At 70.4% G+C, this 16,894-nt stretch carries 16 protein-coding genes; 7 read left to right on the forward strand and 9 right to left on the reverse strand.

Annotated features, from left to right (window positions below):
* Nucleotides 1-156: 156 nt before the first annotated feature.
* The 3 genes from AH6_RS40970 to AH6_RS40980 form a co-directional block, all read right to left on the reverse strand.
* Nucleotides 157-1,302 carry a hypothetical protein gene (locus AH6_RS40970; RefSeq protein WP_067491677.1) on the reverse strand — a complete coding sequence of 382 codons (1,146 nt, stop codon included), beginning with the start codon at nucleotides 1,300-1,302 and terminating at the stop codon, nucleotides 157-159.
* Between the two features lie 170 nt (nucleotides 1,303-1,472).
* On the reverse strand, nucleotides 1,473-1,817 hold the full coding sequence (locus tag AH6_RS40975) for a hypothetical protein (RefSeq protein WP_157432037.1): 345 nt from the start codon (nucleotides 1,815-1,817) through the stop codon (nucleotides 1,473-1,475).
* A 92-nt stretch (nucleotides 1,818-1,909) separates the two neighbouring features.
* Nucleotides 1,910-2,152, reverse strand: coding sequence for a hypothetical protein (locus tag AH6_RS40980; RefSeq protein ID WP_067491681.1), 243 nt, complete (start codon nucleotides 2,150-2,152; stop codon nucleotides 1,910-1,912).
* A 170-nt stretch (nucleotides 2,153-2,322) separates the two neighbouring features.
* On the opposite strand from AH6_RS40980, the gene AH6_RS40985 reads away from it, so the two are divergent.
* The 3 genes from AH6_RS40985 to AH6_RS40990 all read left to right on the forward strand — a co-directional run bounded on the left by AH6_RS40985 (nucleotide 2,323) and on the right by AH6_RS40990 (nucleotide 4,331).
* Nucleotides 2,323-3,168 (forward strand): helix-turn-helix domain-containing protein, encoded by an 846-nt coding sequence (locus tag AH6_RS40985; protein WP_067491683.1) that lies wholly within the window; start codon nucleotides 2,323-2,325, stop codon nucleotides 3,166-3,168.
* Entirely contained in the window at nucleotides 3,078-3,374 is a 297-nt protein-coding gene (locus AH6_RS43225; protein ID WP_307190413.1) for a DUF397 domain-containing protein, read from the forward strand. The genes AH6_RS40985 and AH6_RS43225 overlap by 91 nt, the downstream gene beginning before the upstream one ends.
* A 78-nt stretch (nucleotides 3,375-3,452) precedes the next feature.
* Nucleotides 3,453-4,331 (forward strand): NmrA family NAD(P)-binding protein, encoded by an 879-nt coding sequence (locus tag AH6_RS40990; protein ID WP_067491685.1) that lies wholly within the window; start codon nucleotides 3,453-3,455, stop codon nucleotides 4,329-4,331.
* Nucleotides 4,332-4,337: 6 nt separating this feature from the next.
* Here AH6_RS40990 and AH6_RS43230 read toward each other — a convergent pair whose 3' ends face one another.
* The 3 genes from AH6_RS43230 to AH6_RS41005 form a co-directional block, all read right to left on the reverse strand.
* Nucleotides 4,338-5,534, reverse strand: coding sequence for a thioredoxin family protein (locus AH6_RS43230; RefSeq protein ID WP_083983952.1), 1,197 nt, complete (start codon nucleotides 5,532-5,534; stop codon nucleotides 4,338-4,340).
* A gap of 106 nt (nucleotides 5,535-5,640) precedes the next feature.
* Nucleotides 5,641-11,205, reverse strand: a complete 5,565-nt coding sequence (locus tag AH6_RS41000; RefSeq protein ID WP_067491687.1) for an NACHT domain-containing protein — start codon at nucleotides 11,203-11,205, stop codon at nucleotides 5,641-5,643.
* A gap of 98 nt (nucleotides 11,206-11,303) precedes the next feature.
* Nucleotides 11,304-11,669 (reverse strand): nuclear transport factor 2 family protein, encoded by a 366-nt coding sequence (locus tag AH6_RS41005; protein ID WP_067491689.1) that lies wholly within the window; start codon nucleotides 11,667-11,669, stop codon nucleotides 11,304-11,306.
* A gap of 577 nt (nucleotides 11,670-12,246) precedes the next feature.
* Between AH6_RS41005 and AH6_RS41010 the strand changes: the two genes are divergently transcribed.
* Nucleotides 12,247-12,474 carry a hypothetical protein gene (locus AH6_RS41010; protein WP_067491691.1) on the forward strand — a complete coding sequence of 76 codons (228 nt, stop codon included), beginning with the start codon at nucleotides 12,247-12,249 and terminating at the stop codon, nucleotides 12,472-12,474.
* A 3-nt stretch (nucleotides 12,475-12,477) separates the two neighbouring features.
* Here the strand turns inward: AH6_RS41010 and AH6_RS41015 are convergent, their stop codons facing one another.
* Together AH6_RS41015 and AH6_RS41020 are read right to left on the reverse strand one after the other, a co-directional pair.
* Entirely contained in the window at nucleotides 12,478-12,783 is a 306-nt protein-coding gene (locus AH6_RS41015; protein ID WP_067491693.1) for a cupin domain-containing protein, read from the reverse strand.
* A gap of 114 nt (nucleotides 12,784-12,897) precedes the next feature.
* Nucleotides 12,898-13,371: a GNAT family N-acetyltransferase gene (locus AH6_RS41020; protein ID WP_067491695.1), complete on the reverse strand. Its 474-nt coding sequence runs from the start codon at nucleotides 13,369-13,371 to the stop codon at nucleotides 12,898-12,900.
* Nucleotides 13,372-13,396: 25 nt separating this feature from the next.
* Between AH6_RS41020 and AH6_RS41025 the strand changes: the two genes are divergently transcribed.
* Nucleotides 13,397-13,930 carry a CGNR zinc finger domain-containing protein gene (locus AH6_RS41025; protein ID WP_067491697.1) on the forward strand — a complete coding sequence of 178 codons (534 nt, stop codon included), beginning with the start codon at nucleotides 13,397-13,399 and terminating at the stop codon, nucleotides 13,928-13,930.
* Here the strand turns inward: AH6_RS41025 and AH6_RS41030 are convergent.
* Complete coding sequence (locus tag AH6_RS41030; protein WP_067491699.1) at nucleotides 13,927-15,105, reverse strand: MFS transporter; 1,179 nt, start codon at nucleotides 15,103-15,105, stop codon at nucleotides 13,927-13,929. The two genes, AH6_RS41025 and AH6_RS41030, sit on opposite strands and share 4 nt — an antisense overlap.
* Nucleotides 15,106-15,167: 62 nt before the next feature.
* On the opposite strand from AH6_RS41030, the gene AH6_RS41035 reads away from it, so the two are divergent.
* Together AH6_RS41035 and AH6_RS41040 are read left to right on the forward strand one after the other, a co-directional pair.
* Nucleotides 15,168-16,136 carry an ArsR/SmtB family transcription factor gene (locus tag AH6_RS41035; RefSeq protein ID WP_067491701.1) on the forward strand — a complete coding sequence of 323 codons (969 nt, stop codon included), beginning with the start codon at nucleotides 15,168-15,170 and terminating at the stop codon, nucleotides 16,134-16,136.
* Nucleotides 16,133-16,888: an alpha/beta fold hydrolase gene (locus AH6_RS41040; RefSeq protein ID WP_067491703.1), complete on the forward strand. Its 756-nt coding sequence runs from the start codon at nucleotides 16,133-16,135 to the stop codon at nucleotides 16,886-16,888. The genes AH6_RS41035 and AH6_RS41040 overlap by 4 nt, the downstream gene beginning before the upstream one ends.
* Nucleotides 16,889-16,894: the final 6 nt, after the last annotated feature.

The following is a 16,894-nucleotide window of genomic DNA, read 5'->3' on the forward strand; positions in this document are numbered from 1 at the left end:
CCCCCAACTGCAAAGCGGAAGGCGCGGAGCGCCTGCCCTACTTATGAAATGCCGCTGGGACTCCGTCCCCCGCAGCCCCTAGCGGGGGCTCCGCCCCCGTATTCCCCGCTGGGCGCGGGGCTTCATCCACTTGGCATAGGACCTTGCACGGGGTGTTCAGTCGTCTTCAAGCCCTGGGAGCACCGAGAAGGACGTCAACCTGCGTAGCGCGCGTCGTGTTCCTCGCACGTCGAGATCTCCGGACGCGGTTACCTGAAGTCCGAACCGATGGGCGCGCAACGCGTCGGCGTAATCCGACTCGGTCAGTTCCACCCGGTATCGGCGGTCGATTCCCGTGTCGTCACCTACGCCTTGGATGACGACCTCGCCGGGCCCCAGCTTGGATTCGCGGAAGAGCCGGACCACCAGCCCGGTGACGGTCACCCCGATCCGAGACTGCTTGGTGCGCAGGAAATCCGCAGCCTCCCCCAGGATGCGCTGCTGGCCGGGTGTGATGACCAACTGCTCTGGTCGTTGTGTGGCTCCGGCCAGCGGGGACAATGCAAAGCGCATTTGGTAGAGATCGTGGTCCGGTCCGCCGAGAGCGCCCAAGGCCGCTAGTTCGGTGGCGTTCGGAACGTGCGGGCCGGGCTTGCCGAAGGAGCTCAGCGGTTGGGTGCCGTCGCTGACCTGCTGAGCGAGGTCCCGCGCCCTATGCGCGACGGTCAGCATCCGGGCCGTGACCTTCCTGCCGAACGGCTCGGCGACGACCTGGATGAAGGGCAGTTGCCCACCATCGTCTTCGGTCTGCGCTTCAACGAAGCCATCGTCAAGAGGCAGGGCGAGGGACAGGACGAAGCTTCCGCGTTGCGTGGAGATCCGGGTCTGCTCGGCGTAGGCCTCGGCGCGCTGGGGTCTTCTCGGTTTCAGGACCAGGTCGTCGGCTCCCAGGGCCGCCGCCGCTGACGCGGTCACGTAGTTGCGAAGCGCGCTTATCGCGGAATGGGCCAGGACCAGGGGGGCCTCTCCCGGCGGAACGTCCGGAGTCAGGCGCACCGCCAGATTGTCGGCACCTCCGACCTGGATGTCCTTGACGATCTCGGCTGGGAGACGGCGTTCGACGTAGGCGATCGTTCGCAGTGCTTCATGGGCGCGATCGGCGTAGTCGAGCACATCCGGTCCGGCCGGGAGCACGACGTGGACGTCCGGTGCGCCGTCCGGGCGGACCGGACGCCATTGGGTGGTGCGCCCGTCGTCGTCCTCCAACGCCCACCCGGCCGCACGCAGGTAACCGAGAAGAGCGGGCAGATCGGGAACGGCCATGCCTCTCCTCTCCAGGGTGCCTTGACGGCCGCCGTGCTTCGAGGGAGATACATACACCTGATCCACAAGCAGAATGCTCCCTTGTGCAGGCGTACCCAATAGGAAGAGTTGGTGAAGTGGCTGTTCCCGGCCGCAGGCGGGGATACTGAGGCCGGGAACAGGGACGGGCGTCACACTGGCTCGTCACCGCGAGGGGTGAGGGCCGTTGCGATCCAGGGGGTGAGGAGGGCGGCGGCCCGCTCGGCTGCCAGGTCAGGGCGGCGGCACGAGGCCAGGAGTTCGCCGGTGCTGGACCAGTAGTGCCAGCCGTGCGGCCCGCGCGTGACCCGAATGCTGTCCCCAATGCACTCCACGGCCGGGGAGCGCACGCGCAGCATGGGGAAGGTGCCTTCGTCGCGGAGTTCGGTCGCCCACCCGGCCCGGTTCAGCTCGCGCTGGAGTCGCTTGAGCTTTCGTCGTGCGCGGAAGCCGTGAGGGAGGGAAGACGCGGGCGGTGCGCCCGGGGGGACGCTCATCGCCCGCATCCTCCTCCCCCTGCCGGGCCGCGTCCCAGGGGATTGGGACGCGGCCCGTTCCGGTGACGGCTTTCGGCGCCCTTCCCAGGCCGTCACCGGAGTCCTCGGATCTTCTTCATGGCGGCGCGCTCGCGCTCGTGGACGAGCGCTTCCCGCAGGGCTTCGGGGCTGCTGCGGATGACGGTGGGGTCCACGCCGGCCTCGGGATCGTGGAGAGAGGCGACCCAATCGCCGAGTCGGCCGTCCCACCGGATCGCACGCCAGATCCGGTGACCCGTGAATTCGGTACGAAGGCGGGCAAGCTGCTGATCGTGCCCACGTATAGGGGTGTTCATCGCTGGCCTCGGTTGGGGAGCTTCGGAGGAATGGCCTGGCCAGAATGACCCGGTGAATTACTCTTGGCTACGAACCCTTCGTAACCTGTGACGGGTGAGTTGGAGAGCGGGAAACCCGGCTCTCGATCCACCAAACCCGGCCATGGGTTTCGTCTCCCGGGAGGCACTTGATGCCAGCGCGGCGAGAGCCGTACGAGACGCACGCGATCAAGACGTTCGCCAGGGAGCTCACCGCCTGGCGCGCCCATGCCGGGCTGTCCAAGATCGAGTTGGCTGGGCTGCTCGGTTACACGCCCCAGTACATCGGCCAGGTGGAGCGGCGGAAGAACATCCCCTCCCGCAAGTTCGCCGAGGACCTCGACACCTTCTTCAAGACCAACGGGCTCTTCCTGCGCCTCTGGGGAGACATCGGCGATGCGGACGATGCCGCTCCTCCTGTCGCCGGTTTCGACGAGTTCATGGTCGTGGAAGCAAAGGCGTCGATGCACTACACCTTCGAGAATTCGGTCATCACCGGCCTCTTCCAGACGCCCGAATACGCGTACGCCATGATGGCGCGGGGGCGCAGGGAAGATGAGATCCAGGCGCTTGTCGCCAGGAGGTTGGGGCGGCAGGAGATACTCGCGCGTAAGTTCCCGCCCCGCATGGATGTGGTCTTCGACGAGTACGCCATCCGGCGCGTGATCGGAAGCCGCGAGATCACGTCGAACCAGCTATCGCGGCTTGCGGAGACGGCGCAGCTTCCCAACATCAATTTGCAGATCATCCCTCGCGACGCAGGAGCTTATGGTGGCCTCGGCAGCGCCTTGACGGTGCTCTGTCTCGACGGCGGAGAGGAATTCGCCTACTTTGAGCCCTGTGATGTCGGAACTTTGGGGCTTGGCAAGATAGGGATGCTGCTGAGCAATCCGGAAGTGACGCGCAGGTGCAAGCGGCGGTTCGACTTCATCAGGAGCGCCGCATTGCCCGTCGGTGCTTCGCTCGACCTGCTTCGAGAGGTCCAGGAGGAACTTTGACCAGTCGCAACCCGCAGACTCTCCGGTGGCGGCGCAGCAGCCACAGCGACAAGGCAGGCGGTCAGTGTGTCGAGGTGGCGTGCCTGGCTCCCACTGTCGCGGTCAGGGACTCGAAAGATCCGCAGGGGCCTACGTTGGCTCTGACTTCCCTCGCCTGGCAAGGGCTCGCCAAGCAGATCAAGTCGCAGAAGTGTGACCTGCCCTGAGTCCATCAGGTCATGATCTGACCTGATGCGTTTCTACCGTTCCAGTGCAAGGGAACGAGGAAACGAGGAGGGCACCTCATGACCATCGTCGTCACGACCCCGACCGGCCACGTCGGCAGTCGCGTAGTCCGACTGCTTTTGCAAGCCGGTGTCCGGCCGCGCCTGCTGCTCCGCGACCCCGCCCGTCTTGAGGAGGGGACGCAGCCTCTCGTGGACGCGGTGACCGGTGATCTCACCGATCCCGAGTACGTCCGCGCGGGTCTTAAGGGTGCGCGGACCGTCTTCTGGGCCGACCCCACCCCGCACACCTCCGCCGACCCCATCGAGACCTCGCTGCGCACGGCCGCGCCCCTGTTCGACGCCGCGCAGCGCGGTGACGTCGAGCGCGTCGTGTTCCTCAGCAGCGTCGGGGCCGAGCTGCGGCACGGTGTCGGGCATATCGACGCGCTCGGCCAGATCGAAGAAGGGCTGAACTCCACCGGGGTCGACGTCACCCACCTGCGCTGCGGCTACTTCTTCACCAACCTGCTATCCGAAGTCGACTCGCTCGCCGACGGTGTGCTCGCCACCTCCGCCGACCCCCACCAGGTCATGGCCTGGGTCGATCCCCGCGACATCGCCGAAGTCGTGGCCGCCCGCCTGTTGAACGACGACTGGGCCGGGCAGCACGTGCAAGGTGTCTACGGCCCCGAGAATCTCACCTTCGCCCGGGTTGCGGAGATCCTCACGGATGTCCTGGACCGTCCCATCAGGCTCCAGACCGTCAGCGACGACGAGGTCCGCGCCGGGATGCGTGAGGCCGGGCTGCCCGATGACGCCATCGAGGGCATCGTCGGCATGATCGCTGGAGGGCGCGGGCGCACTCCCCAGCCCCCTCGTGACCTGCTCAGCACGACCCCGACCACCCTCGCCGCCTGGGCCTACGAGCACCTGCGCCCGTTGCTGCGGAACCGCTAGAACCCGCTACTCCCCGGCGTGCCCTGTTCCCAGCAGGGGTTCCACGAACTCCACCAGGTCCCTGCGGGGCATGGCGCCCGTCTGCGAGCCCACGATCTCGCCCTGCTCCAGCAGGAACACCGTCGGCACGCCCTGGATCTGGAAGCGGTCGGCCAGTTCCGGGGCCACGTCGATGTCGATCTTGGCGACCGACAGGCGGTCGGCGTAGTCGTCGGCGAACCGGTCGATCAGGGGGCCGAACTGCTTGCACGGGCCGCACCACGCCGCGGTGAAGTAGGCCAGCACGAACCGGCTCTCCACCAGCACCCGGTTGAACGCCCCCTCGTCGTCGATGACCCGCACGCCGCTCGCCTCCCGGTCCTCCAGGTCGGCGGCCGTCATCCCGTTCAGCTTCTCGGCCGGGTACCAGAGCCCGTTGACGTCCACGTCCGGCAGCGTCTTCAACAGCGCCAGCCGGTCCGCGCCGCTCAGCGCGTCCGCGCCGTCCTGCCGCTTCAGGTCCAGGACCTTCAGCTCCGGCATCGTCGCCGCGAACGAGAGCTGCTCGGCCGCGATCGGCGTGTCGGCCCACAGGGTCATCGCCTCCAGGTCCGGCAGCGACCCCAGCTCGTGCAGGCGGCCGGTCTCCAGCAGGCCGGTGACGATCTTCAGGTTGTAGAGGGTGCCGATCTTCCCGATGCCGTGCAGCGCGGCGGCCCCGGTCTCGGTGCGGTGCAGCTCCAGCAACATCAGCGACGTGGCCGCCAGCTCGGCGAGCCAGGCCCCCGTGCTGCCCTCGTCGTCCAGCGCCAGGATCTCCAGGTCCGGGAGCTGCCCGAGCACGGCGAGGTCCTCGTCCCCGGCCTGCGGCTCCTCCAGGATGACCTGGAAGAGGTCCTTCTGCCGGCCCAACCGGCGCAGGCCCGCCCCGTTGACGCCCATGGCCGCGAACCCGGCGAACGCGTCGTCCGGCAAGTCGTCCAGGAACGCCAGATCCCCGGCGGCCTCCTCGTCGGCGCACTCCAGCGACACCATGTGCCCGGCGGGAACCGTGACCTCACCCTGGGCCTCGGTCACCGACACGGGCTCGTCGTCCCCGACCGCGTGGATCTGGAGCTCCCCGACCGACCGGTCGGCGGGGAAGCGCAGGACCCGCTCCTCCCGGCTCCAGAGCCGCATCTCGTAGTCGCTCGGCTCGGGGGCGTGCCCCTGGTCGTCGCTCATGGGTGACCGCTCTCCGGTGTAGTGCGTGGCTACTCCGGGTTGACGTTCCCCGCCGGGGCCGTCCCAGCGCCCTGTCCGCCGTCAAGACCCGGTCAATTCGCCGTTCTCACAGCTCTTCCCAGAGGTCTGTGCCGGTGACCGGTACGTCGGTGTCGAGGAGCGCGCCGAGGTTGGTGGCCGCCGCGAGCCGGTCCGAGGGGGACTCGCCGTCGACGATCAGGCGGCGGAGCGCTAGGACCGCCTTCTGCCTGGGGTGCTCGCCGAGGTGGGCCAGGTGGGTCAGCACGTTGCGGTGTTGCTCGGGGGTGAGGTCGGTGAGGCCGTCCAGCGTGGTGCGTGCGGAACGCCGGAGCGGGGGGACGAATCGTGCCTGCGCGGCCAGCGCCAGCGCCCGTTCGAAGGGGGCGACGTCGGTCCGTGCTGTCAGCTCCGCCAGAACTTGCAACGCTTCCGCCCGGTGACCGCCGTCCTGAAGGGACAGCAGTTCGGCGGCGCGGCGGCGCTGGACGGTGTCCATGGACGCGTCGGTGGCCAGTCGCGCCAGTGCCTGGACGGCATCGGGTCGGTGCCGGTTGTCGGCGAGAGCCTGCGTGCAGACTGCCAATGCCCGATCCAGGGGTGTGGCCGTAGTGTCCTCGGCCAGTTGGGCGAGCAGTCGCATCCCCGTTTCTCGGTGCGCGGCTCCGAGAGTGGTCAAGCCATAGGCGGCATGGCGGCGTTCCTGAGGGCGTGCCTGCGGATCGGCGGCGATCCGCGTCAGTGCTTCGGCCGCCTTGGCGGGCTCTTCATAGCCGATCCTGCCCAGCAGCCATGCCGCGACCTCACGTTGAGCGGTGTCGAGCGCATCGGCCATGGCGATCTCATGCAGCAGGGCGACCGCATCCGGGTGATGGGAAGGCGACAGTCTGGCCAGGGAAAACGCGGCTTCGCAACGTTCCCAAGGGTCGGCGGTGACGTCCTCGGTCAGCGCCGCCAGCAGCTCGACCGCGTGCCGCCGGTGCGCCGTGCCGAACCGGGCCAGCCACTCGGCGGCCAGCCGACGATCCCACCCGCGCAGGGCCGCGTCGCCCGCCATCCCAGCCAGCAGGCCCGCCGCGCGATCGAAGTGGTGCCAGTGCAGCCGCGCCAGCAACATGGCCGCGCGCTGCCGCTCCCATCCGTCCCACGCGGAGTCTTTCGCGATCTCGGACAGCTGCTCGATCGCCGTGTAGTGGTGCGACTCCTCGAAGCCGGAGAGCAGCATGGCCGCCAGCGCCCGCGCGAGGCGTCCGGTGCCGGGATCGGCGCAGAGCCGTTTCAGCAACCGGGCGGCTTCCGTGCGGGTCTGGGGGCTCAGCGACATCATGAGGTCGGTCGCCCGGACACGCTCCCAGCTTTCGATCGAGGCGTCCCCGGCCAGTCTCCCGAGAGCCCGCGCCGTGACGGTGCGCGCCCCTTCGCCCCAGGCCACCATGGTCCAGGCGGCCTCGCGGCGGACGATCGGATCGCCGCCGGGACCGGAGGCGAGCCGGTCGAGGGCACCGATCACCTCGGGCAGCGCCCGTGCGTCCAACCGGACCAGCAACTGCGCCGCCTTGCACCGATCGTCCCCGGGAACGGCAGGGTCATGGACGATGGCCGAAAGCACCTGGACGGCTGTGGCGCGGACGTCGGCACCGAACCTGGCCACCCGCTCCGCGGCCCGGATTCGTTCGGTCGTCTCGACGGCGGGCTCTGCGGCGATGTCCAGCAGCGCACGAACCGCTTCCGGATGATGTTCCCTCCCTAGCTGGGGCAGTTCTTCCGCAGCGGAGATACGACCTGCCGAGCACACGGCCGGATCGGCGGCGACCCGGGCCAGCGCCTCGGCCGCGTCGTCGCGTTGCGCGGCGTCGAGTTTCGCCAGACGGGCGAGGGCGCGGGCCTGGTCTTCAGGTTCGGCAGCGGGATCGGCGGCGAGCCTCTCCAAGGCTTGGGCGGCGCGGCGACCGTGATCGCCACCGAGCCCGATCAGTTCTGTCGCCGCGTCAAGGCGCCGGCCGGAGGGAGCGTCCAGAGCGGTCGCGAGGTCCAGCAACGCGGCGACGGCCGGTTCCCGGTGCTCACCGCCGTGCTGGGACAGATCCGTGGCGGCGAGCCGACGCTCCTCCCAAGCGTGGAAGTGATGGGTCGCGATGTGGAGCAGGACGGTGCCGGCGTGTCTCTGGTGTTCGACGCCGAAGCCGACCAGGGCGTTCGCCAACTCGCGCCGCGACCGCGTATCGGCGGCCGGGTTGTCGACGGCGAGCCGGAGCGCGCGTGCGCCGTCCGCACGCCGCCGGTTGTCGCGGTAGACCAGTGTCCGGGCGGCCCAGCCACGTTCCTGGGCGTCGGCGGCAGGATCCGCGATGTACTCCATAAGAGCGGTGACGGCTTCGGCGTGCTGCTCCCCGCCCAGCTCGCCCAGTTCCAAGGCCGCGCCGTACCGGGTGGTGGATCGGGGATGCGGATCAGCGCTGATCGCTTGCAACAGGCCGACGGCCCGGCGGACATGCCAGGGGCCGAATTCGAGCAGGGTCATGGCGACCGTCCGCAGTTGCTCGCCGTGCATCACGGGGGCGAGCGCCAGGCGATGCAGGAGCTCGACGGCCGGTGTGCGGCCCTCCGGCTCCAGCGCCACCAGGACCAGCGCGGCCCAGAGACGATCACCGGCGGAGGCGGCGGGATCGCCGAGCAGGGCGTCGGCGAGGGCCAGGACACGTTCCTTGTGCGCGCCACCGTGCTTGGCGACCTGCTCTGCGGCCGCGAGGCGGCTCATCAGGGAGATGATGGGATCGGTCGCGATCTGGAGCAGGACCGCCGCACTGCTCTCGCGGTGCCGGTCGCCCAGCTTCGCCAGGTTCTGCACGGCCCGGTTGCGGATGTAGACCGTGTTGCTGAGGCCGGTGGCGAGATCGTGCAGGGCGTCGGCGGCCTGCACGCGGTACTCGACGCCGAGATTGGCCAGGAAGGCCGCCGCCTCCGGCCGGTAGACCGTGTCGATGGCCGGATCGGTGGCGACGGCGAGCAGGGCGTCGGCGGCCTGCGCCCGCCACCGTCCGCCGAACTCGGCCAGGGTGTCGGCTGCGCTCGTGCGCGTCCAGCTCGTGACGGTGGGGTCGGTGGCGACCCGCAGCAGGTGTTCGGCGGCGCGGTCGCGGTGCTCGGGGGCGAGTTGCGCGGCTGCCGCGAGCGTGTGCGCCTGGACGTCGGGTTCGAGCGCGGGGTCGGCCGCCATGCGCAGGAGGATCTGGACGGCCTGGTCGCGATGGGCGCCGCCGAGCCTGGCGAGTTGCTCGGCGGCCTGCCGGCGGTTCCACTGGCTGGCGGTCCCGTCCTCGGCGATCTGCTGGAAGGTCTCCGCCGCGTGCTCGCGGTAACCGCCGTCGAGTCTGGCCAGCTCGAACACCGCGACGGTCCGTTCGTCCGTCTCGATGGCCGGATCGTCGGCGATGAGCCGGAGCGCCTCGATGCCGCGCCCACGATGCTCCCCGCCGAACCTGGCCAGCTCCCGCGCCGCCAGCCGGCGGATGTAGGGGGAGGGGGAGCCCTCCAGCAACGGATACAGGCGTCCGGCGACGTCGTCTTCCCCGGCCATGACGATGTGGCCGCGCAGCAGCTCGACGATCGCGATCGTCGTCCGCGCGTCGGACTCGTGCCGGTCGAGCAGGTCGCGCAGCCAGTCGCGCACCAAGGAGTGCCGGGTCAGCCCCGCCAACGGGGAGGGGGACAGCAGCCAGCCGGAATTGATGAGGACCTTGCTCTCGGCCAGATCGAGATACGCCCGGAGATGTCCCTCCTTGCAGGGAACGCCCTGCTCGATCAGCCGCGCGGCCTCGTTGCGCTGGCTTCGGCTGCCCTTCTGTAACCAGTCCAGCAGCCCGCTGTCACCTTCGTGCAGGTGCAGATAGTGCACGACGACCCGTTGTGCGGCCTCGTCCTCCAGGAGCAGGTCGCGGACGATGTCGTCCCAGGGCGACACGTGGTCGCCCGGGAAAGTGGCCGGAAGCGTCCGGGCCTGCGCGGTGGCGGCGAGATGCTCGGCGAACGTCTGGTGCAGGAACCGCAGCCGTGTTCCCTGCCGCCGTAGTAGACCGGTCTGGCTGAGCCACTCGGTCAACGCGCTGTCGTCAGGCGGTTCGACGCGTCCCGTCAGGAATTCCTGCGCGACGTCCAGAAGCGGCGTCTCGGTGGTGGTGTAGGCGGTGCCCAGATGTTCGAGCAGCTCCACGCGGTGAGCGTTCAGTTCCTCTAGATGCGCGGGCGTGCGAGCCTGCGCGAACTGGGCGATGTACTCCTCGTACAGCTCATACCGGCTGGACGGCAGCGTGCGGTCGCGACGCGTCTGGTGGACGTGCGCGGCGACCGTGGCCAGCAGCGGGACCTGGACCACCTCTTGGAGTCCGGCCGTGCGCACCTGCTCCAGGAACCCTTGCGCGGCCGTTTCGCCTTCGCGGCTGAACCAGTTGAGCGCGAACGTCTCCAAGCTCTGCTCGTCGAACGGCTGCAATTCGTAGAACCCGGTCCACGGACTTTGCAGGACGGCCGTCTCGCCCGGCGACAACGGCCGCGTGGTGACCACGAACCGGGCCGGGCCTTGGGGATCGAACATCCGCGCGCCCAGGGCCTTCAGCAGCACCTCGCGGTCGTGGGGATCGGGGATCTCGTCCAGCGCGTCCACCACGACCAACCATCGGCGTCCGCAGACCGGCCCGGTGAACCAGTCGGCGACCACCGGGCCGTCCCCCAGCGCGCCGTACTCCTCGGTGACGGCTTCCTGGAGAGCGTCCTTCCACGTGCGGCTCAGCCGGGCCGCCAGGACGCGCGCGGGAAGGAGAAGGGGGACGAAGCCTTCCCGCGCGCCGTCCAACAGGGCTTTGGCCAGCCCGGCGACCAGGTGGTAGCCCATGGTGGTCTTGCCGAGGCCCCCGGCGCCCTCGATGACCAGATGGTCGTGCTGGCCGAGCACCTCCTCGAACGGCTGGGCCGCGCCGGAGACCCGGAGCGGTTCGCGGCGGGAGTCGAACCGTTCGAAGGGTTCGTCCCAGGCGGGCGCGGAGGAGGGGGTGGCGACGCTCTGCCGCACGTAGACGCTCGACAACCGCGTGCGGCCGGGCCCGCGCTGGCGGTAGGGGAGATCCTCGGTGGCCTGGGTGAGCGTCCGCAGCAACCCGAGCAGCTCCGGCGGAAACCGTTCGTCGTCTTCCACCGGAGGTGGGGGAGCGCTGACGTTCAGGCCACCGCGCACGGTCCCCACCTGCACGACTATCTGCGACGAACCGGAGTAGTCGTTTCCTGCCTGGCGCTGCGCCTCTGCGGCCACGTCCGTCTCCGCCGCCCTGCGAGGCCGTCCGCCGCGCCGGACCTGCCGTTCCCGAGTCGCCGCCGCGCGCAACGCCTCCCACTGCGTGCTCGACAGCCGCTGGCAGTCGGGATCGATGACGCGTCCGTTCAGGAACGCGGCCAGGAACTCCACCACGCGCGGCTGCGAAGGAACGCTCTTGCCCGCCAGCCAGTCGCTGAACGAGGTGGCCGTGATCTTCAGCGGCGGGCTCTGCGCCGCACCCTGCCGCGTCAACGCCTTGACGGGCGGAGATCCGGCGGCCTCGTACAACTCCCGCAGCGCTGCGGCGAAGCGCTCCGCCGCCCCCGCGTTCTCCTCCCGGCGCTCCAACGACCCCTCCTACGGCTCAGCGTGGACGACCCACCACTTTGACGCATGAGGTGCTCAAGACGCCGAAAACCGGCCGAAGATTGCCCGTTCCCGGAACGTCAGACCTGGCGGCCGGGGAAGAGGCTCTCGCGGTGCACGATCAGGCCGTCCCGGAAGTGGAGCCAGTCGGTGAACCGCAACGCCACCTGCTCGCCGCTGCGCAGTACGCCCTCGAACCGGCCCCGGACGGCGACCCAGGCGTCCCCGGCCAGCACCTGGTCGAGCCGGTGCTCGCCTCCGGCGATGATGCGCTCGCCCTCGTAGAAGCGGCGCATGGCCTTGATGCCGCGGATGGTCTCGGTGCCCTGCCGCTGGTACTCGATGTCGTCGTGGAACAGGGCGAGGAGATCGTCGACGCGGTCGGCGTCGACCAGTTCGTAGTAGCGCCGGGCGATGCCCTCGTTGAGATGGGTGGTGGTCTGCATGGACGCCGATCCGCGAGTAGGGACGGGAGGGGGCGGGGCGGGGTCACGGCGGGTGCCGAAATCGCCACTAAAGGGGATTAGCGGAGATTCGGCTTATATTTACAGCTCCCGGCCTCCGGATCAAGAGGCTCTTGTGTGAGCATTTCGCCTGCCCGCGGGGGCTTCGCGGGACCGTCCCGTCCACTGTCGGCCACGTTCCCGGGCGAATTCACGGCGTCTTGCGGTGGGCATTGGGGTCTTGGCGCCTTGTCCCCCAAATCGTCATTCACGTGACAATCCGCAGCCATGAATCCATCCACGGCGCAGAGTTTTCGGCTCTTCTTTCGTGATAAGCAGTCACAGAGAGCGTCTGTTCGATAGCGTCCCGCACATGCCAAGCCCCCGCCACGACTTCCTCGTCCGGCTGTTCAAGGAGAACCCCGAACTGGCCGTCGAGATCCTGCGCGACCTGAAGGCGTGCCGCTCCCCGACAACGCACGGGTGAACCTGGAGGCCAACGACTTCAACGACCGTCCCTCGAAGGACTTCCAACCCGACGTGGTGGTCACGCTCGGTCCACCGCAACCTGGAGGACGCGATGAACTCCACAGAGTGGCCCGTCTACAGCCCCTTCGCACGCGAGCACTTCGGCCGGGGGGAAGCCAAGGGAGAGGCCAAGGCGCTGTTTCTGGTGCTGTCGTCCCGCGGGCTGGAAGCCTCGCCCGAGGAGCGGGAGCGGATCGCCTCGTGCACTGACCTGGAGCAGCTCGAAGTCTGGCTCGCCCGTGCGGTCTCGGTCGAGTCGGTCGCCGAGCTGTTCGACTGAGACCTACTCCTCCGGGACTTCCACGATCATCAGAGTGCCGCCGCTGCCGGCGGACACGGCGTGCTTCGTGCCCGCCGGCAGCACGTACATCTCACCCGGTCCCACCGGCACCTCCGTGCCCTCCACCACCAGCTCCAGCCTTCCGTCGAGCACGATCAGCGCCTCCGTCGTGGGGTGCGCCTCCTCCGCCAGCGGCAGTTCGTCCATCCGCAGCACCTTCACGCAGGCCGTCCCCACCCGGGCCAGCTCGCGTGACGACCATGCGGCGGGCAGGTCGGTCGCGGTCTTCAGCAGGTCGATCAGGCTCATGGCACACCCCTCCCCAGATCCGTTCCATTGCGGGACGGATCGGTACGTCTTGCTTGGAATCGGGGAAACGCTACATCGGCCCGCGCCGCCGTTGGTCGACCGTTCGGTAAAGCCTCACGGGCGCCAGTACAGCCCCGGGTCCGGGTGGTCGGTGAAGCCCAGCGCGCGGTACAGCGGCTCCCCGTCCGGCGAGGCGGTCAGGTCCACCCGGGCCACCTCCCGGTCGCGGAACCAGGCAAGCAGGTCCGCCATGATCGCTCGGCTGTGGCCCCGGCGGCGGTGGGCCGGGTCCGTCACCACGCCGATCACGTGGCCCACGCGGCCGTTGTGCGAGTGCGGGCCCGGGAACCACTGCTCGATCGTCCCGTAGCCGCAGGCCGCCAGGCCGTCGCCGGACTCCACCACCAGGATCCGCGTGTCCGCCGCCGTCAGCTTCTCCTTCAGGACGGTGGCCAGCGCGTCCCGCCAGCCGTCGTTCCCTGGCGGCGGAGCCAGGAAGTCCTCGCCCATCGTCGCGAACAGCAGTGCCCGCAGGCGCACCAGTTCGGCGATGTCGTCCTCGGTCGCCGGCCGCACGTCGGTGTTCATGTCGACAGCCTGCTGTAATGAGCTTGTGCAGCTCAACCCTTACGGCGCCGAGGTCGTCGATCTGGCCGCCGACCTGGCCAACCTGCGTCCGACGTCGGCAGACGAACTTGCCCGACGGTGCCGTGCGGCCGGGCTGGAACCCGAGGGCCCCGTCACGCCGCAGGACCTCGACCGCGTCCAAGCCGTGCTGGACGCCTGGGAGAAGGTCGTCGACGCCGACGACGAGCAAGAACGCGCCGAGCTCGTCAACCGCATGCTGGCCGCGTCCGCCGCACACCCCCGCCTCACCGACCACACCGGCGGCTGGCACCTCCACTACCGCGACGACGGGCAGCCGTTCGGCGCGGTGTTGTCCGCCCTGATCTCCGTCGGCACCGCCTTCCACCTCGCCGGACGCGGCATGCACCGGCTCCGGCGGTGCGCGGTCGCCGAGTGCCGCACCATCTTCGCCGACACCTCCCGCACCGGACGGCGGCGCTACTGCTCCCACCGCTGCGCCAACCGCGACGCCGTGCGACGGCACCGCGCGCGAGCCGCCGACCCTCTCGCGGCCCGCTAGCGCTCAGAAAGGGCGGCCCGTTCAGGTGCCAGCCGCGGAGCCAGCGCCAGCGTCACCACGATCGACACCGCCGCCATCACCGCCATCGCCGTCGCCGGAGAGGTCCGCTGTGCCACCGCCCCGGCGACCGCCGCGCCGACGCCCTGCATCGCCAGCATCCCGGCGCTGTGCAGGCCGAGCGCCTGCCCGTGCATGTCGCCGGGAGTGAGCGCCATCAGCCTCTCCTGGGCGAGCAGGCTCGCGCCGTACCCGACCGACGCCAGCAGCACCAGCACCGCCGCCACCGGCACACCAGGCCGCAGCGCGAACACCAGATAGGGCGCTGCCAGCAGCAGGAGCATGGGGACGTTCAACCGCCCACGCCACGCGGGCGGGACGAACCGTCCAGTCACCACGTCCCCCACCAGCATCCCCACGGCGGCGAGCGCCAGCAGCAGACCCGCGCGCCCAGGGGAGTAGGGCACGAACAACGCCTCGCAGCCCACGATCAGTCCGTTCGGCACCCACAACACCAGGTAGACGGCCCGGCGCGACCGCGACGACCACAACCGCGCGTTGCCCCGCCACGTCTCGGCCACCGACGGACGGCCCTGCGCACGCGCCGGACGCCCCGACAACCCGAACCACGCCGCCACCGCGCCCAGCAGCCCGATCGCCACCGCCGCCAGCAACGTCCCGCGCGGCGACAACACCGCGACCAGCACGCCGCCGATTCCGAACCCGGCGATCTGCATCCCGCCCGCTGCCATGTTCAGCACCGACCGGCCCAGCAGGTACCCGTCCTCGGGCAGGATCTCGCTGAGCAGCCCGTACCGGACGCCGCCGCCCACCGACCCGACCAGCCCCATGCCGAGCAGCACCACGAACATCCACGCCACCGGCAGCCCGGGAACCGCCAGCACGGCCGTGCCCGCCGCCGTCACCAGCGCCAGCCCCGCCATCGCCGCGCGCGGCGGGAGCCGGTCGGCCGCCGACAGCAGCGTCACCGCCCCCACGACCTGCCCGAACGACCCCCCGAACATGCTGAGCGCCGCCAGCAACGGCGACCGCGTCGCGGCGAACACCAGCGTGCCCAGCGCCAGGCCGCTGACCGTCATCGCCGCGACCTGCGCCAGGCAGGCCGCGAACAGAGGTGTGAACTCGGGCGTGCGGAACAACTCTCGGTAGGTGCGCATGGCGGGGAGTCTGAACAGCTTTCCGGCCGGTCCGTTAATGTTTCGCGGGGAGGCGAAACGACATGGGCTGGTGGCGGATGGACGCCGACACCCTGGCGGGCGGCCGCTTCGTGGTGTCGCCGCTGGCCGAGACGATCGCCTGCCTCCAGGCGTTCCTCACCGACCAGGCCGCCCACCCCGCCGAACGCGCCTGGCTCGACGCCGGCATGCCCGCCTTCCGCGCCCGGACGGCCGCCGACCCCGTCGACGCGCTGCTCGCCCGCGTCGGCCTGACCGGCGACTGGAACGCCGACTTCCTCACCCCAACTCCCACCGGCGAGCCCCGTGACTTCGCCGCCGAGGTGGAACAGGTGCGCGCCGCGTCCCCCGACACCGCCCGCGCCGACCTGGCCGTGTCCGCCAAAGGCCCCCTGCCGCCGCTACTCGACCGCCCCGACCTGCCCGAACGCGCCGCCACCCTCTACACCTGGTTCTGGGCGGAGCTGGTGGAACCGACCTGGCCGCGCCGCCGCCGCGTGCTGGAGGCCGACATCGTCGCCCGCACCGACCGGCTCGGCCGGCACGGCTGGGCCGCGGCCGTGGCCGACCTGCCGCGCGGCAAACGCTGGCTCGGCGACGGCCGCCTCCAGGTCAACACCCGCGCCTACCCGCCCCGCGAAATCTCCGGGAACCGCCTCCTGCTGGTCCCCGTCACCCCGCGCCGAGGCTGGGTCTCCTGGCACGACGACCGCAACGCGATCGTCTACCCGTGCGCGGGCGTGCTCGCCGAACCGCCCGCCGCCACCCCCGAGGCCCTGGCCCGCCTGCTGGGCCCCGGCCGCGCCGCCGTCCTCGTCCTGCTGGACGCGCCCAAGAGCACCACCCAGCTCGTCGCGCTCACCGGCCAGGGCCTCGGCTCGGTCGGCCGCCACCTGAAGGTCCTGCTCGACGCGCGCCTGGTCCACCGCCGCCGCGCGGGCCGGTCCGTGCTCTACTACCGATCACCGGCCGGGGACGCCCTGGTGCACGCCCAGAAGGAGACCACCGCATGAGCGACCTGCCCGCCCGCCGCTTCCCCGGCCGCGACGGCGCCGACCTGGCCTACCGCGAGCTGGGCGAGGGCCGCCCGCTGGTGCTGATCCACGGCTACTTCTCGACCGCTGCCGTCAACTGGGTCCGCTATGGGCACGCCGCCGTACTCGCCGCCCGCGGCCACCGCGTGCTCATGCCGGACCTGCGCGGCCACGGCGACAGCGCCGCGCCCCACGACCCGGCCGCCTACCCGCCCGACGTCCTGGCCGACGACGGCCTCGCCCTGCTGGACCACCTCGGCCTCACCGACTACGACCTGGGCGGCTACTCGCTCGGCGCGCGCACCACGGTCCGGATGCTGACGCGCGGCGCCACCCCGCGCCGCGCCGTCCTCGCCGGGATGGGCCTGGCCGGGATCACCGACGCCGACGGACGCGGCGACCACTTCCGCAACGTGCTGACCAACCTCGGCACCTTCGAGCGCGGCACCCCCCAATGGCGCGCCGAGGCGTTCCTGAAGACCACCGGCGGCGACCCTGTGGCGCTGCTGCGCGTCCTGGACACCTTCGTGAACACCGACGCCGACGCGCTGGCCACCCTCACCACGCCCACCCTGGTGGTGACCGGCGCCGACGACCACGACAACGGCTCGGGCAAGGAACTGGCGACCGCCCTGCCCCACGCCCGCTTCACGGAGATCCCGGGCAACCACATGAGCGCGGTGGCGCGCCGCGAACTGGGCACCGCCATCGCCGACTTCCTGGCTGACTGAGCTGAC

The organism is Actinomadura hibisca NBRC 15177 (assembly GCF_001552635.1).
GTDB lineage: Bacteria > Actinomycetota > Actinomycetes > Streptosporangiales > Streptosporangiaceae > Spirillospora > Spirillospora hibisca.

Excerpts from the sequence above, each read along its gene's own strand:
- AH6_RS41005 (WP_067491689.1), bottom strand. The coding sequence starts at position 11,669 with ATGCAGACCACCACCCATCTCAACGAGGGCATCGCCCGGCGCTACTAC.
- AH6_RS41010 (WP_067491691.1), top strand. The coding sequence starts at position 12,247 with ATGAACTCCACAGAGTGGCCCGTCTACAGCCCCTTCGCACGCGAGCAC.
- AH6_RS43230 (WP_083983952.1), bottom strand. The coding sequence starts at position 5,534 with ATGAGCGACGACCAGGGGCACGCCCCCGAGCCGAGCGACTACGAGATG.
- AH6_RS40970 (WP_067491677.1), bottom strand. The coding sequence starts at position 1,302 with ATGGCCGTTCCCGATCTGCCCGCTCTTCTCGGTTACCTGCGTGCGGCC.
- AH6_RS41020 (WP_067491695.1), bottom strand. The coding sequence starts at position 13,371 with ATGAACACCGACGTGCGGCCGGCGACCGAGGACGACATCGCCGAACTG.
- AH6_RS41015 (WP_067491693.1), bottom strand. The coding sequence starts at position 12,783 with ATGAGCCTGATCGACCTGCTGAAGACCGCGACCGACCTGCCCGCCGCA.
- AH6_RS41030 (WP_067491699.1), bottom strand. The coding sequence starts at position 15,105 with ATGCGCACCTACCGAGAGTTGTTCCGCACGCCCGAGTTCACACCTCTG.
- AH6_RS41040 (WP_067491703.1), top strand. The coding sequence starts at position 16,133 with ATGAGCGACCTGCCCGCCCGCCGCTTCCCCGGCCGCGACGGCGCCGAC.
- AH6_RS40990 (WP_067491685.1), top strand. The coding sequence starts at position 3,453 with ATGACCATCGTCGTCACGACCCCGACCGGCCACGTCGGCAGTCGCGTA.
- AH6_RS40985 (WP_067491683.1), top strand. The coding sequence starts at position 2,323 with ATGCCAGCGCGGCGAGAGCCGTACGAGACGCACGCGATCAAGACGTTC.
- AH6_RS41035 (WP_067491701.1), top strand. The coding sequence starts at position 15,168 with ATGGGCTGGTGGCGGATGGACGCCGACACCCTGGCGGGCGGCCGCTTC.
- AH6_RS40975 (WP_157432037.1), bottom strand. The coding sequence starts at position 1,817 with ATGAGCGTCCCCCCGGGCGCACCGCCCGCGTCTTCCCTCCCTCACGGC.
- AH6_RS40980 (WP_067491681.1), bottom strand. The coding sequence starts at position 2,152 with ATGAACACCCCTATACGTGGGCACGATCAGCAGCTTGCCCGCCTTCGT.